Annotated in this window: 16 protein-coding genes; 3 read left to right on the top strand and 13 right to left on the bottom strand. The window is 56.4% G+C overall.

Annotated features, from left to right (window positions below):
• Positions 1 to 56: 56 nt before the first annotated feature.
• Positions 57 to 968, bottom strand: coding sequence for a fructokinase (gene mak / locus AC6I8C_RS04210; RefSeq protein WP_013356950.1), 912 nt, complete (start codon positions 966 to 968; stop codon positions 57 to 59).
• Positions 969 to 1,114: 146 nt separating this feature from the next.
• On the opposite strand from mak, the gene rdgC reads away from it, so the two are divergent.
• Positions 1,115 to 2,026: a recombination-associated protein RdgC gene (rdgC, locus tag AC6I8C_RS04205; RefSeq protein ID WP_033782014.1), complete on the top strand. Its 912-nt coding sequence runs from the start codon at positions 1,115 to 1,117 to the stop codon at positions 2,024 to 2,026.
• Positions 2,027 to 2,281: 255 nt separating this feature from the next.
• Here rdgC and ppnP read toward each other — a convergent pair whose 3' ends face one another.
• From ppnP to aroL, 7 genes are all read right to left on the bottom strand, one after another.
• Positions 2,282 to 2,578, bottom strand: a complete 297-nt coding sequence (gene ppnP, locus AC6I8C_RS04200; RefSeq protein ID WP_013356948.1) for a pyrimidine/purine nucleoside phosphorylase — start codon at positions 2,576 to 2,578, stop codon at positions 2,282 to 2,284.
• A 95-nt stretch (positions 2,579 to 2,673) separates the two neighbouring features.
• Complete coding sequence (locus tag AC6I8C_RS04195; RefSeq protein WP_497823307.1) at positions 2,674 to 3,351, bottom strand: AroM family protein; 678 nt, start codon at positions 3,349 to 3,351, stop codon at positions 2,674 to 2,676.
• Between the two features lies 1 nt (position 3,352).
• Entirely contained in the window at positions 3,353 to 4,285 is a 933-nt protein-coding gene (locus tag AC6I8C_RS04190; RefSeq protein ID WP_497821690.1) for a DUF1177 domain-containing protein, read from the bottom strand.
• Between the two features lie 10 nt (positions 4,286 to 4,295).
• Entirely contained in the window at positions 4,296 to 5,855 is a 1,560-nt protein-coding gene (locus AC6I8C_RS04185) for an OPT/YSL family transporter (RefSeq protein ID WP_497821689.1), read from the bottom strand.
• Between the two features lie 287 nt (positions 5,856 to 6,142).
• Entirely contained in the window at positions 6,143 to 6,895 is a 753-nt protein-coding gene (locus AC6I8C_RS04180; RefSeq protein ID WP_497821688.1) for an IclR family transcriptional regulator, read from the bottom strand.
• 339 nt (positions 6,896 to 7,234) lie between these two features.
• Positions 7,235 to 7,426, bottom strand: a complete 192-nt coding sequence (locus AC6I8C_RS04175; RefSeq protein WP_033731718.1) for a YaiA family protein — start codon at positions 7,424 to 7,426, stop codon at positions 7,235 to 7,237.
• Between the two features lie 111 nt (positions 7,427 to 7,537).
• Positions 7,538 to 8,062: a shikimate kinase AroL gene (gene aroL / locus AC6I8C_RS04170; protein ID WP_033732019.1), complete on the bottom strand. Its 525-nt coding sequence runs from the start codon at positions 8,060 to 8,062 to the stop codon at positions 7,538 to 7,540.
• A gap of 315 nt (positions 8,063 to 8,377) precedes the next feature.
• Between aroL and AC6I8C_RS04165 the strand changes: the two genes are divergently transcribed.
• Entirely contained in the window at positions 8,378 to 9,112 is a 735-nt protein-coding gene (locus tag AC6I8C_RS04165; RefSeq protein WP_497821687.1) for a DUF2076 domain-containing protein, read from the top strand.
• 2 nt (positions 9,113 to 9,114) lie between these two features.
• On the opposite strand, the gene AC6I8C_RS04160 is transcribed toward AC6I8C_RS04165, so the two are convergent.
• A complete protein-coding gene (locus tag AC6I8C_RS04160) occupies positions 9,115 to 9,564 on the bottom strand; it encodes a YaiI/YqxD family protein (RefSeq protein ID WP_033731716.1) in 450 nt (149 codons plus the stop codon).
• A gap of 168 nt (positions 9,565 to 9,732) precedes the next feature.
• Here AC6I8C_RS04160 and proC point away from each other — a divergent pair, with 168 nt between their 5' ends.
• Entirely contained in the window at positions 9,733 to 10,545 is an 813-nt protein-coding gene (gene proC / locus AC6I8C_RS04155; RefSeq protein WP_497821686.1) for a pyrroline-5-carboxylate reductase, read from the top strand.
• 53 nt (positions 10,546 to 10,598) lie between these two features.
• On the opposite strand, the gene AC6I8C_RS04150 is transcribed toward proC, so the two are convergent.
• The 4 genes from AC6I8C_RS04150 to AC6I8C_RS04135 all read right to left on the bottom strand — a co-directional run bounded on the left by AC6I8C_RS04150 (position 10,599) and on the right by AC6I8C_RS04135 (position 13,379).
• The gene (locus AC6I8C_RS04150) at positions 10,599 to 12,125 is read right to left on the bottom strand and encodes an FAD-dependent oxidoreductase (protein ID WP_497821685.1); all 1,527 of its coding nucleotides are present in this window, start codon (positions 12,123 to 12,125) and stop codon (positions 10,599 to 10,601) included.
• A 227-nt stretch (positions 12,126 to 12,352) separates the two neighbouring features.
• Entirely contained in the window at positions 12,353 to 12,655 is a 303-nt protein-coding gene (locus AC6I8C_RS04145; protein WP_497821684.1) for a PsiF family protein, read from the bottom strand.
• 115 nt (positions 12,656 to 12,770) lie between these two features.
• A complete protein-coding gene (gene iraP / locus AC6I8C_RS04140) occupies positions 12,771 to 13,022 on the bottom strand; it encodes an anti-adapter protein IraP (RefSeq protein ID WP_497821683.1) in 252 nt (83 codons plus the stop codon).
• 204 nt (positions 13,023 to 13,226) lie between these two features.
• Positions 13,227 to 13,379 carry a hypothetical protein gene (locus AC6I8C_RS04135; protein ID WP_497821682.1) on the bottom strand — a complete coding sequence of 51 codons (153 nt, stop codon included), beginning with the start codon at positions 13,377 to 13,379 and terminating at the stop codon, positions 13,227 to 13,229.
• Between the last annotated feature and the right edge of the window lie 153 nt (positions 13,380 to 13,532).

Raw genomic sequence — 13,532 nt, 5'->3', positions numbered from 1 at the left:
CAGGTTAACGGTTCAGCGCCCGACCTTCAGGTGCTGAACCGCAGGCAGGAACGGCATCAGCCGTTAAGCGGCCAAAGCCACGCCGCACCACGCACGCCGCTGGAGTCGCCATGCTGTGCCTTCAGCACCGGCGTTTCACACTCCCCGCCAAACACCCACTTCTTCATCAGCACCGGCACGGTCTGATAGAGCCGATCCACATTGCTCATCCCGCCACCCAGCACGATCACGTCGGGATCGATCAGGTTCACCACCTGCGCCAGTGATTTGGCCAGCCGCAGCTCATAACGGCTCATCGCCAGTTCGGCGATCGGATCCTGCTGTGCCAGCAGCGAAACGATCTCCGCGCCTTTGCGATGCACGCCGCTCAGCCGCTGATAGTCGATACCAAAACCGGTGCCGGAAACAAAGGTCTCGATACAGCCCTGCTGCCCGCAATAACAGGGTACTTCCTGGCGGTAGCGCAGTTCATCTTCATCCATCCATGGCAGCGGATTGTGGCCCCACTCGCCAGCATTACCGTTGCCACCGATGCGCGACTCCCCGTTGATCGCTACACCCGCGCCCGACCCGGTGCCGATGATCACGGCAAACACCAGCGACTGTCCGGCACCCGCCCCATCTACCGCTTCCGACACCGCCAGGCAGTTAGCATCGTTGGCGATGCGCACTTCCCGGTTCAGCGCCTGAGCCAGATCTTTATCCAGCGGCTGGCCGTTGAGCCAGGTGGAGTTGGCATTTTTCACCCGCTTACTGAAGGGCGAAAGCGAGCCAGGGATCCCAAGGCCGACCGTACCGGTCTCGCCAGTTTTCTGCTCGGCCAGTGTGACTAGATCGACAATCGCCTGCACCGTGGCCTGATAGTCATCACGCGGGGTATTCACCCGATGGCGGAACAGCTCCTGTCCCTTATCCGACAATGCAATCACTTCTGTCTTGGTGCCACCCAGATCTATGCCTATGCGCAAGGTTACGTCCTCGTTATTCATTCAGGTGAGAGATACAGTAGAAGGCGGCTGCCTTAAAGGCAATGAAACCACTCCGATGTTTCGCTATCATGCGCGCTGACTCTCGCAGACTTGTGCGCCCGATCGCGCCCCGGTAAGGAATCCCGATGTTGTGGTTTAAAAATATGATGGTTTATCGTCTGAATCGTGACATTCCGTTGTCCGCAGACGAGATGGAAAAACAGCTCGACGCCTTCACGTTTTCACCGTGTGGCAGTCAGGATATGAGCAAGACCGGCTGGGTCCCGCCGATGGGTAACCGCAGCGATGCGCTGACCCATGAGAACAAAGGCCAGATTGTGATTTGCGCCCGCAAAGAGGAGAAAATCCTGCCGTCGCCGGTCGTGAAACAGGCGCTGGAAGCGAAAATCGACAAGCTGGAATCTGAGCAGAGCCGCAAGCTCAAAAAGACCGAAAAAGATTCGCTGAAAGATGAAGTGCTGCACAGCCTGCTGCCGCGTGCCTTCAGCCGTTTCAGCCAGACTTATCTGTGGATCGATACGGTCAACAACCTGATTATGGTGGACTGTGCCAGCGCGAAAAAAGCGGAAGATACTCTGGCACTGCTGCGCAAAAGCCTGGGTTCACTGCCGGTGGTGCCGCTGACGCTGGAAAACCCGATTGAGCTGACCCTGACCCAGTGGGTGCGTTCAGGCGATCTGCCAGCCGGGTTTGCGCTGATGGATGAAGCGGAGCTGAAAGCGCTGCTGGAAGATGGCGGTGTGATTCGCTGCAAGAAACAGGATCTAGTGTGTGACGAGATCGCCAACCATATCGAAGCCGGTAAGGTAGTGACCAAACTGGCACTCGACTGGCAGGAACGCATTCAGTTCGTGCTGGCGGATGACGGTTCGGTGAAACGTCTGAAGTTCAGCGACACGCTGCGCGACCAGAACGACGATATCGATCGCGAAGATTTTGCCCAGCGCTTTGATGCAGACTTTATTCTGATGACCAGCGAACTGGCGGCACTGACCAGCAATCTGGTGGAAGCGTTAGGCGGCGAAGCCCAGCGTTAAGCTGTAACCGGCAGAAGCATCCGTAAAGAGGATGTTTGTCCGCACTGGCTGTGAGACCGTGCCTGCACAGGAAACACGGTCAGATCGGAAAGTCGCAAAAATGTCATCCATGACAGCTCGGCCCGCGCCGTCCATGGCGCGGGACGCTTTCCTCTTCTGACCGTGTTACCTGTGCGTTAAACTAATTCATTGCTGCGTGAATCACTCTATCCGGGATTCACTGCAAACTAAAAGGGCCGCTTAGCGGCCCTTTTTTTAATCTTTATCTTTCAGGTAACGGCAAAGATAAGAACTTGGCTCGCCAACCTGCAGATGAAATTCGCTGTGGCCCGGCACGTTAAATACCGAACCCGCTTCAAACCATTTCCACTCGGTCTCACCTGGCAGCAGCACCTTAAGCGAGCCGCTGACCACGGTCATCTCTTCCGGCTGGCCGGTACCAAATGTGTATTCACCTTCAGCCATCACGCCCACGCTGGCACGGCCGGTGCTCGCACTGTCAAAACCGATAGATTTAACTTTTCCGTCAAAATACTCACTTACGTTGAGCATAATAGTTCTCCAGAGCACATGTTGTGTGTCAGGCAGTGTAGAAGGGAACCCGCTGATCTGTCACGCGAAATGATGGCGGTTTGTGATCGCCTGCGTCAGGGCAGCAGCTCCGCCGCCAGTCGGGCTACCAGCTGGTTAGAAAGCAGAACCGGCACATCCAGCCGCTGCTGTAACCATGCCCGATGCTGCTGGTGATAGCCCATGCAGTCAAGCACCACCAGCTCTGCGCCCTGCGCTTTCAGGCGGTTTGCGGCATCGGCGAAAGTTGCCTCATCACCCTGATAAGGGCTGGCGACCGCAAAACAGGGCTGCGCGGGCAGAGGCTGCCACTTGCCGGCCTGTTCAACAATCTGCTCCTCAACCGGCACCACAATCCCGACCCGCTGCTGCTGCACCATGGCGCGGATAAGCGGAGGAATGATGCGATCCGGCTCCAGCAGCAGCGCACGCTGGGTCACAAGTCGGCTGAATTCACCGGTGCATAGCAACAGAATGGTGTCATACCCCATCTGCTCCAGCGCGCTGATTTTACGCTGTAATCCCTGCTCCACCTTCGACGCCGACAGCCGCATCTGTTCGCCACTCTGTAACCGTGACACCAGAACCCTGGCGCCCGCGGCTGGCGCGAAGTGGTCGGCAATCTCAGCGGTGCTGAGTCCATCCAGCAGACCGGCATGATCGGTCACCGCATCCGGCAGATGCTGACGCAGCAACGGCAGAATATCACTGCGCGGTGACTGCCCGATTGTCAGGGTCGCCAGTGATTTCGCTATCTTAGTGGTTCCGGTGGCGCAGGTGCGCAAGGCTGCCATAGAGCGTAATCAGCCGCGCATACTCTTCAGCGTCATAGAAATGACAGGTTCCACGACCAAACTCCTTCGCCACCTCAATAGCAAATTTCGCTGCTGCCGCAATGTCCACCTCATGACTGGCCCCGGTTCCGCAGCCCGGCACCACCGACTCGGCGGTGATCGCCACACCGACCACCGGCACATCGGTGGCGGTCGAGGGTTGCAGGATGCTGTTGAGGTGATAAACACCGTTTCCGTAAGGGGTAATATCCTGCGTAGTGATGGGAAAGGTCACCGCCGGACGGCCGCTGGTCATCTCCATAATGCGCAGCAGATCTTCCGAAACCCGCAGGATATAGCCCTCTTTCACCGTGGGCGACAGGGCAAATCCTTTGTGATTGATGATACGGTTACCTTTGGTGGTATCGATCGACAGAATCGCATCCACGTCCGCCACCACTTCATTATCATTCATGGTGACATCATCAATCGGCGAATCCATAAAATCGACCGGCTGATGCGGCCGTGTCGGTGCATCGGGACAGATATGGGTAGTGATGATTACGTCGCCGGCGAGCCTGTCGCCTTTGCTCTGCATCTGCGCCAGTTTAAGCGCACTGGCGATCGCCGCTATCGCGCCATCCGCATCGGATACCATACCGATACGCCCAGGACGGGCACCAATGCCACCCAGGCGACCGATGATGCCCAGCGTCGGTGCCGTGCCGCCGCCTGATTTACCCTGCGTACCTGGGATATCAATGCGCACAAAATCAGTACGACCTTTGGGGCCGGTGACGCGAGTAAAGCGGGCCATCACGTCCGGATAAGAGGTAAACAGATCCACGACCTGCTGCCCGTAAATGTGGGCACTATCCAGTAACTCGAAAACCGCCAGGGTCTGCTGCAAGCTCATGCGTTATCCTTTATTTTTTGCTGCTGCTGGCAAACAGCGAATGAAAGAAGCTATAGAGGGCATCACCGGCAATGAAGCCTGCCGCCATGACCTCCATGGGCGAGCGGCCCCGTTCGCCCCAGATGCGAATGATCACCATGCGTAAGGCGATCCCCACCACCACCGCCCAGCCCGCCATCGCGTTATTAATTAATAAACCGGTGGCGAGCAGCACGCCCAGCTGGCGTTTCGGCCCGCCGATCAGCTGGATAAGGGCACCCGGAATAGCCCACATCAGCAGATTTCCGGCGATACCGGGTTCAGCACCCGCCTGAATTGTTTTGGCATACACCCGCGCCACTGGCGGCAGAAGATTGTCTGTAAAGAAAAAGGTGTGCGCGTACCAGACAAGAGGAATCGACACCACAAAGGCGATCATGGCTGCGATCAACTGGATACGACGTCCCCATAACTCCTGCTGCAGATCGGCCCCGTTACCGCGCAGGATAAAGCCCGCCTTCAGGTCGTAACCCATGTCAGCAAACGCCGGGCCGGTAGCGGCCGTAAAGCCGCACAGCAGGCAGAGCGCCAGCGGTGGAAAGCCGATCAGAATGCCGATAATCAGCGTAATCAGCGCCACGGCAAAGGCCGGAAACCAGCCGGAGTGCATGGCGGCAATGCCGACAATCAGTTCATGGGCGAAAGCGGCAAACGCGGCATAGAGAACAAACAGCAGCAGCATCGCGATGCCCATCTCACTCCACAGGCCACCCGCCAGGGCCAGCAGCGCCGAAATCACGATATACCCCACGCTGCCGAAACCCAGCGCCCGCTGCACTTCATTACCGTTGCGGCTCACCGTCAGCGCATCATTTTTACGGCTGCGGATGACCATCACCACCTGAATCAGCGCCACCAGACCGGCACCGACCATGACCCCATGCGGAATATAGAGCGCATTGATATCAATACCGGCCACCGGCTGCGCATAGGCGCGCAGCAGAAAACCGATGCCGAGCATCGACAATGCCCAGATATTGCCAATAAACGCGGTGCCAAAAGCGGACATCGGAATCTTCAGCATGGCACCGATAACGCCACCGGCAATGCCCGCCACCAGCAGCCATGCCTGACGTCCGCCTTTATCCCCCGCTTTAATCGCTTCTGCTGCTGCAACGCCTGGTGGCCATGCATTACTGGCCGGAAAGACGCGGGTATCAAACAGCCGATAGAGCAGCCAGGCATCAAGCAGCATCGCGGCGCTGACGCCACAGAACAGCGGCAGCACCAGCTGAGGCTCACCCAGCGCCCAGGGCACGGCAATCGGCATCAGCAGACTGTTAGCGGCCCCGAAGGTCGCTGAAGAGATGGCGGTCTGCGCCAGGTTCTGGATTTCAATCGAACGATAACGGCGAAATGCCTGCAGCGGAATACGCGCCAGCAGCATGGCAAACAGCGCCCCGATAATGGAGGTATTAGGCGTTACGCCAATCGTCGTAATCAGCTGAATGCCGATAATGGCACCCGCGATAGAAAGAAAAATTAAAACCAGTGCCACGCCAACGTGCCTGATTGGATTTACCCGTTCCATATGTCCCCGCCAGTCCTTGTTGAGAAGAAATGAAATAACGTCCGCCCGCCTGATGTCAGGTTTACGCCGGTTTTCTGGATCACTGCTCTGATGCGCGCCGCATAGCAACAGCCATTGCAGATGGTCGTCACCCCGGATGCTGAACCGATACAGGAGACAGGGGGAGACGAACACAGGCAACCGGGTTGCTGCGGACAACGTAGCGATCAGATTGAAAGAAAAAGGCCCGAAGGCCCTGGTTTTCCCTGGTGTGGCGAAAGTATTACGCCGATAAAATCGTGGTGAAGTTACGCGCCATATTTGTCGGTCATCTCTGTGGCCGTTGCACGTAATGCTTCAAGGAGCGCTGGCGGGAAACCCGGCTCACTCTCCTGTGACAGAAACGACAGGCAGAGTGCCACCGTTTCGCCATGATGTTTGTTATGAACAATGACCGACAGCGAGCTGATGCCTGGCAGCGATTCATTGCGGGCCAGTGACCAGCCGTGCTGGCGGATTTCAGCCAGTCTGGCACAGAGTGCCTCAGGACTTTGCGGTGAGTTCGCCGGGCCAGCCTGCCAGTGATCATGGAAGCGCGCGATGACCTCTTCATCACTGAGTTGCGCTAACAGCGCCCGACCGGTTGACGTCGCGGCAGCAGGCATTCGACTGCCGGGCGGTGTGACCATCTGCGTAAAGTGACGCCCATGAAACATGCGCATTACTAATACTTCCCGTCCATCGAGCTTCGACACGTAGCCCATGCAACCGGTCTTCGCAGCCAGCCGGACCATCGCCGCTGAAACGCTATCGACCAGCGGTGCCGAGAGATAATGACCGGCCGCGGCCAGCAACACGCGACCAATATGGTAACCGCGCGTGTCCGCATCCCGCTCCAGCAGCCCCTGACCTTCCATCGTGGCCAGAAGACGCGAAACGGTGCTTTTCGGCAGCGCCAGCGCCTCAACCACCTCACTGAATGAGAGACCGACATGCCCCTGCGTCACACCTTTGTGCTGAAACAATCGGAGTACGGCAGCCGCATTTTCAAGTGTGGTCATGTAACGTGTTCCACTATATGGAACTAAGTTCCTCTGTTGGTTTGACGAAAGTAAAACGTGACGCTGAATCGGTCAAGCGACAATTCAACACTCACCGTTATTGGCAGCAGAGAAAATAATGTGATAGAAATGATTAGCGGGGCTTTATATGGTGACGTGAAGAGAGTGCAGAACAGACGCATGATCAGAAAGCATACGACAGTAAATCTGCGTAAATTTCGCTTCTTTAGTAATCAGGTCGCCATGAAGGCAAAGAGGCGTTGTACTGGAACAGCGTTGCGCTGAAAAAGACAGGGTTATCAGACATGACAGGCTGGCGTCCCTGCCAGCAGCAAAGCTTTACTCTTTCTCGACATCTTCGTAACGCTCTTTGGCGTCACGCGCTTCTTCTTCCGTTTCATGCTCACTGATTAATGAATTCGGTTTAGGATGATCAGCACGCAATTCGTAGGAGGTTACTTTATTTCCCTCAGGACCCTTTTCAACAGGCACAACTTTCGCTTCACGTGGGTATGGTGGTCTGGTCGGCATAGTGTGTCCCTCTTGTCAGAATAACATTCCACAGGACAGGCTGCTGCCTGTCATAGTATGAGTATAGACAATGCCATCCGAAGCGGGATCAAAGCGGGAAAAATCTGAGGGTTAGCTGGCGCGCGCCAGAGAGAGGGAAAGCAAAATCTCTTCCACTACGCACTCAGGCGATTGCATGGCATTCACCTGATGATGGGCTGCGGACTGATAGAGATGCGCGCGCTCACGCAGCACATCACTCATCTCATCGGCAATCGGACGTCCGGTCAGCGTCGGGCGCTGAGCCGCTTCAGGTTCGCTTTCCAGTCGTTCTGCCAGCACTTCGGGCGACGCGCTGAGCCAGATCACCTGGCCCTGCTCCTGCATGAAACGGCAATTCTCTTCAGCCAGAATCATCCCGCCACCGGTGGCAATCACGGTCCCGGGTGCAGTCACCGCTTTAAGCGATTCCGTTTCACGGGCGCGAAAACCTTCCCAGCCTTCTGCCGCAACAATCTCGGCCACGCTGCGCTGCGTGCTGAGTTGCAGATGATGATCGGTATCCGTAAAAGCGTAGCCCAGCGCCTGCGACAACGCTTCGCCGACCGTGGTTTTGCCGCAACCGCGAGCGCCAATCAAAAAGATGGGTAGTGACATCAGGGCCGTTCCTCCGCCTGACCGCGCGATGCGGCTGCATGGTTAGCTTAATAATGCGACGCATGATAACTGGAAATTATTATGGCCTCCACCTGTCAGGCATGATTTACGCATTTTCGTTACCTGAACAGCGATAATCTTTGTGTTTTCAACGGGAAAAGCATGCACGTTTTGTGCATCAGGACGCTAACAGGACGATAAAAACCGCGCAAAACAGCGTCCGGAATGCGCTGGCAATATTTGCTTACCGCCGCGATTTTACTTTTCTTAGTGGCGCCCACATATACTGATAACCATTGCCACAGGAGAGTCATCATGCAACGCGAAGAACAACAACTGATTGAAGGGCTGTTCAGCCGTCTGAAACAGGCTGAAAGCCAGACCGCGGCACGCGATGCCGCAGCCGAACAACTGATTAACCAGCATCTTCAGGCGCAGCCGGGCGCGCCTTACTACATGGCGCAGGCGATCCTGATTCAGGAAGCGGCGCTGAAAAAACTCAATGAGAAAGTGTCAGCGCTGGAAAGCCAGGTTGCACAGTTACAGCAGCAGCAGCAGCAGCAGCAGCAACCGGCACAGAGCAGCGGCGGCTTCCTGTCGGGACTGTTTGGCAGTGGTTCGCGCCAGCAGCAGCCCGTTCAGCAGCAGCAACAGCAGCCATCGCCGTGGAACAGTACGCCGCAACAACCGGCACAGCAGCAATATGCCCCTGCTCAGGCCGCAGCGCCACGCGGCACCGGTTTCCTTGGCGGGGCACTGCAAACAGCGGTGGGCGTGGCAGGGGGTGTGGTGATGGCCGATATGTTGACCAGCATGTTCCACCATTCACAGCCGGAAGAGATTGTGAATATCATCAATGAGCCGCCGCTGCCGGAGGTGAATGATAATCTCAACACCTTTAACGGCGGCGATGACAACGCCGATGCCTTTAACGGCGGTAACGATAACGCTTTCCTCGATCAGAACTCAGGCTGGGACAGTAATTATGCTGACAACAGCGATCTGAACGATTTTGGCGGTGATTTCGACGATGACGACAGCTTCGTTTAAATTCAGCGTTTCTGCTGGGTGAGCCAGCTATCCAGCTCATTCGCAAACTGCTGGCGGTCACGCGGACTCATCGTCGCGGGGCCGCCGGTCTGCACGCCGCTTGACCGCAGAGTATCCATAAAATCCCGCATCGTCAGACGTTCACGTATTGTCGCCGGTGAGTAACGTTCACCGCGCGGATTCAGCGCTGCCGCCCCCTTCTCAATCACCTCAGCCGCCAGCGGAATATCGGCGGTGATCACCAGATCGCCAGGCTGACAACGCCTGACAATCTCATTGTCCGCCACATCAAATCCGGCTGGCACCTGCAGGGTGCGCAGATAAGGCGATGGCGGCACGCGCAGAAACTGGTTTGCTACAAACGTGACCGTGGTGGAGGTGCGATCCGCCGCACGATAGAGTACCTCTTTGATCACATTCGGACAGGCATCGGCATCGACCCAGATAAACATCATGATTCCTTACAGTCAGAGAAGCCTGAGATCTTGCCGGGTTCTCCCTGAATGGCAAATTTTATTTGCGGCACGCTTTCCAGCCCGCACCCGGCTGACTTGTTATTCGGGCTGGCTGAAGTAAGCTAGCCCACTGAGAAAACCGAATAATGTCCTAAGGAGATGGCGATGCTGGCAAAAAAAATCGGGTTTATCGGCGGGGGAAACATGGCGAAAGCCATTATCGGCGGACTGGTCAACAGCGGCAAAATCGCCCCGTCTGATATCTTCGTTTACGATCGCAAAGCAGAGACCAATCAGGCGATGGCAGAGCAGTATGGCATCAACGCAGCTGAGAGCGCGGATGCGCTGGCGCGTGAGGTGGACATCCTGTTCGGCGCGGTAAAACCCAATGTGATCCTGAAAGTATTAAAAGAGCTGGCCGGCAGTCTGAAAAAAGAGGCGCTGGTGGTGTCGATTGCGGCGGGCGTGACGCTGGATTCGCTTTCATCGGTGCTGGGCTACGATCGTAAAATCGTCCGGGCGATGCCGAATACCCCCTCGCTGGTCAGCGAAGGCATGACCTCGGTCACGCCCAACGTGCTGGTTGAGCAGGCGGAGATCGACGAGATCGTTGCGATTTTTGAAAGCTTCGGCAAAGCGGCCGTGGTGGATGAATATCTGATTCACTCCGTGGTCGGCGTCAGCGGTTCTGCGCCGGCCTACGTCTTTATGTTTATCGAGGCGATGGCGGATGCGGCCGTACTGGGCGGCATGCCGCGCGCCCAGGCCTATCAGTTTGCTGCACAGGCGGTAAAAGGGGCGGCGGAGATGGTGCTGACCAGCGGTAAACATCCGGCTGAACTTAAAGATATGGTCTGCTCGCCTGGCGGCACCACCATTGAAGCCGTGAAGGTGCTGGAAGAGAAAGGGATGCGCTCAGCGGTGATTGAAGCAATGCAGCAGTGCATGGCGAAGTCCGAAAAACTGAGCCGCAGCTAAGCGTTCAGGCATTGCGCAGGGCGGACCGGCTCGCGGCCCGCCTTGTGCGCAGCTTAACTGATGTGCGCCTGACCGAGCGCAACCGCGTCGGCAAGCGACATCGGTTGCTGCATCCACTCCACCAGCTCAGCAGTCAGCGTATACATACCGCATGAGCAGATCGCTGCCAGTTGCCCCTGATGACCATAAAGCGCCATAAACTTTTTGTCCTCCAGCGAGCCGATCAGCTCGAAATTATCCCATTCTGCCGCGTGGCCAACATACTCATAACGGGTGCCATACTGCGTGGTCCAGAAGAACGGCACACGATCAAAGGCAACGTTCTGATCCAGCATATTCCATGCGGCGGTCTGTCCCTGCTGATGCGCGACGCGATAGTGCTCAATGCGCAGCGGACCCTGTGCCGACGAATACGTGGCGATATCACCCGCCACCCAGATATTGTCAGCGACCCGTAAATGCTCGTCTGCCTGCAGACTGCCATCCTCTGCCAGCGGCAGATCGTGGATAAAGTCGGTAGCCGGTTTTACGCCGGTAGCAAATAGCACAACGTTCGCATCCAGCTGCCGTCCACCCTTAAGCTGTACGCCACTCACCTGCTGGTCGCCCTGTATGGCTTCAATCTCGCCCTGCACCCACTTCACGCCGTTTTGTTCATGCAACTGGTAGAAATAGCAGCCTATCTGATCGCCAAACCGTTTTGCAAAGGGCAGCGCCTGACGGGCAATCACCGTGACGTCGACGTCACGATTACGCAGTGCCGACGCCAGCTCGGTGCCGATAAAACTGTTGCCGATAATCACGATTTTATGGCTGGCATCCACCGCCTGAAGCAGCTCATCGGTCTGCGCTTTGCTGCGCAGCAGATGGACCCCGTCAAGATCGCTGCCTGGCAAATCGGGGCGGACAGGCTTCGCACCGCTGGCGATCAGCAGTTTGTCGAAGGCAAGCGTTTCGTCATCCTCGAAGATTAGCCGTTGCTGCTGCGCATCGAGGCGGCTCACCGTGGCCTGACGTCGTTCAACGTGATCCATTACATCCGCTAACAGCAACTGTGGCACCTCGCTGATGTCCATTTTGCCCGACGGCACAAATTTGGTCAGCGCAGTGCGGTCGTAAGGCGCGTCCGCCTCCCGCTCAACCAGAATCAGGCGGCCTTTAAAGCCGTCATGACGCAGACGCCATAGCGCTGCGCTGCCCGCCGCGCCACCACCCAGCACCACATAAACCGGTGCGTCTGCTCCGCTGCCAATGGGTGCGGCAGGAGACATCGCTTTTGGGTTTACCAGCACCCGGCCCTCTTCGATGCGCAGCGGATATTGCTTAAGATCGGCCAGCGCCAGCGGTTCACACATTTTACCATCGGCGATATGAAACGCGGCTTTGTGCCACGGGCAGACCAGCCGGTCGCCACAAATCGCGCCCTGCTCCAGTGGCGCGCCCGCGTGCGGACATTTCGCCTGATACGCGCGTACGTTGTCCCCGTCACGAATCAGTAACACCTCTGCCTCACCCAGCGTTTTCTTAACCGGCTGTCGCTGCGGCAGATCCTTCAGGTCGGCGGTAAATTGATAGTTCACGGCATGGCTCCTTTCGCTGTTTCGGGTCTGGTGCTGCGCGGTAAAACAAAGTCTGCGCAAATCCCCACAAACAGTAAGTGTGGCAAAGGAACCGGGAAGCCTGATGAGGAATGTTTATCAGAAGGTTAAGCTGTTGTTGTGAAAGGTAATTTAATCAGCGTTAAACGGAACTCAATCACTGTTGCGCGGAAAGGAGAAGCGGCCACCTGCGTGGCCGTGTGGAATGATCAGCTTTTTTTCAGGCACTGGCTCATAAAGGTTTTACGCGCATCGCCTGCCAGCTTTTTATCGCCTGCTTCGCCGTTACAGCTTTTCATTTTCATCTGCTGCGGCGACATATGCGACAGTTTGCTGTCTTTTTTAAGGCATTCACTCATAAAGGTTTTACGTGCATCCCCTTTGAGATCCTGAGATTTGGCGTGCTGGTTACACATCGTCATTTTCTCCTGCTGCGGCGTTTTTTCTGCCGCACCCGCCATACCACTGGCCAGCAGGCCCGCCATCATCATCGCCATTAAACCGACTTTCATCTTGTTATCTCCACAATGGATTGTCCCCTGTTATTCTGGCAGCGAATAAGCAAAGCGGAAAATGTTTCAGGTGAAAGTGACGTGAAGATCCCATTCCAGTCTGAGACTGGCGGCGTTACTGGCGGGGATGCCGCAGCAGTTTTTCGATGTAATTGCGCAGCAGGCGCACATCGTCATTATCTGCATCGGCCACGTTGTCCATGGCGGTTTCAATCGTGGTCGCCATTTCCAGATGTTGTTGCGGATCCAGCTTGCGAACCAGCGCGGTTACGACAATTTCCAGCGCCTCGATCTGCGCTACCTGCTCTTTCGCTGTCGCCTCTTTTTCAGCCAGCTTAACCAGTAACTCAGCAATCAGGTTTTTCATGCTGTTGTCTCTGCGGTGAAGAAAAGCTGAAATTATCACCACGCTGGCTAAAAAAACAGAGGGCAACAGCCATTTTTTCAGCGAGTTAGCCAGCACCGCTGCGCTTTTCACGGCGATTTACGGCTAACTTTGCAGGCGAAACGTTTTGCGGGTAAACATCACCGCTGTTAAACGTTTCGCCTGCCAGCATTCAACAGGCAGGGCTTAGCGGGGATCGACAAATCCACGGCCCGGCCCGCCGCCATGTCCGCCCCAGCCACCACCTCCTCCACCGCCGCCGCCAGGAGGCGGGAAAAGACATCCACTTAATGCAGTCACTAATGCCACAACGGCAGCCAGCTTAACGATTCGTACCATATTTACCTCAGGGTGATGAAATCGGGCTGAGTGTATGAAGCCACCCGCATGGCGACAAGTGAGATTCCTCCGCATCCGGCCGCTATTCATCTTTGCTGACCAGACTTAACGTTTTACAGTCAGTAAGCCGCCACATTCTCAACATTGCGGCCC

The sequence above is a fragment of the Pantoea sp. X-Soil-YNGN-844 genome, from assembly GCF_059730595.1.
The sequence above is the reverse complement of the archived record's forward strand: the minus strand, read 5'-3'. Positions and strand labels throughout refer to the sequence as shown.

Excerpts from the sequence above, each read along its gene's own strand:
- rdgC (WP_033782014.1), top strand. The coding sequence starts at position 1,115 with ATGTTGTGGTTTAAAAATATGATGGTTTATCGTCTGAATCGTGACATT.
- ppnP (WP_013356948.1), bottom strand. The coding sequence starts at position 2,578 with ATGCTCAACGTAAGTGAGTATTTTGACGGAAAAGTTAAATCTATCGGT.
- AC6I8C_RS04190 (WP_497821690.1), bottom strand. The coding sequence starts at position 4,285 with ATGAGCTTGCAGCAGACCCTGGCGGTTTTCGAGTTACTGGATAGTGCC.
- AC6I8C_RS04185 (WP_497821689.1), bottom strand. The coding sequence starts at position 5,855 with ATGGAACGGGTAAATCCAATCAGGCACGTTGGCGTGGCACTGGTTTTA.
- AC6I8C_RS04180 (WP_497821688.1), bottom strand. The coding sequence starts at position 6,895 with ATGACCACACTTGAAAATGCGGCTGCCGTACTCCGATTGTTTCAGCAC.
- AC6I8C_RS04175 (WP_033731718.1), bottom strand. The coding sequence starts at position 7,426 with ATGCCGACCAGACCACCATACCCACGTGAAGCGAAAGTTGTGCCTGTT.
- aroL (WP_033732019.1), bottom strand. The coding sequence starts at position 8,062 with ATGTCACTACCCATCTTTTTGATTGGCGCTCGCGGTTGCGGCAAAACC.
- AC6I8C_RS04165 (WP_497821687.1), top strand. The coding sequence starts at position 8,378 with ATGCAACGCGAAGAACAACAACTGATTGAAGGGCTGTTCAGCCGTCTG.
- AC6I8C_RS04160 (WP_033731716.1), bottom strand. The coding sequence starts at position 9,564 with ATGTTTATCTGGGTCGATGCCGATGCCTGTCCGAATGTGATCAAAGAG.
- proC (WP_497821686.1), top strand. The coding sequence starts at position 9,733 with ATGCTGGCAAAAAAAATCGGGTTTATCGGCGGGGGAAACATGGCGAAA.
- AC6I8C_RS04145 (WP_497821684.1), bottom strand. The coding sequence starts at position 12,655 with ATGAAAGTCGGTTTAATGGCGATGATGATGGCGGGCCTGCTGGCCAGT.
- iraP (WP_497821683.1), bottom strand. The coding sequence starts at position 13,022 with ATGAAAAACCTGATTGCTGAGTTACTGGTTAAGCTGGCTGAAAAAGAG.
- AC6I8C_RS04135 (WP_497821682.1), bottom strand. The coding sequence starts at position 13,379 with ATGGTACGAATCGTTAAGCTGGCTGCCGTTGTGGCATTAGTGACTGCA.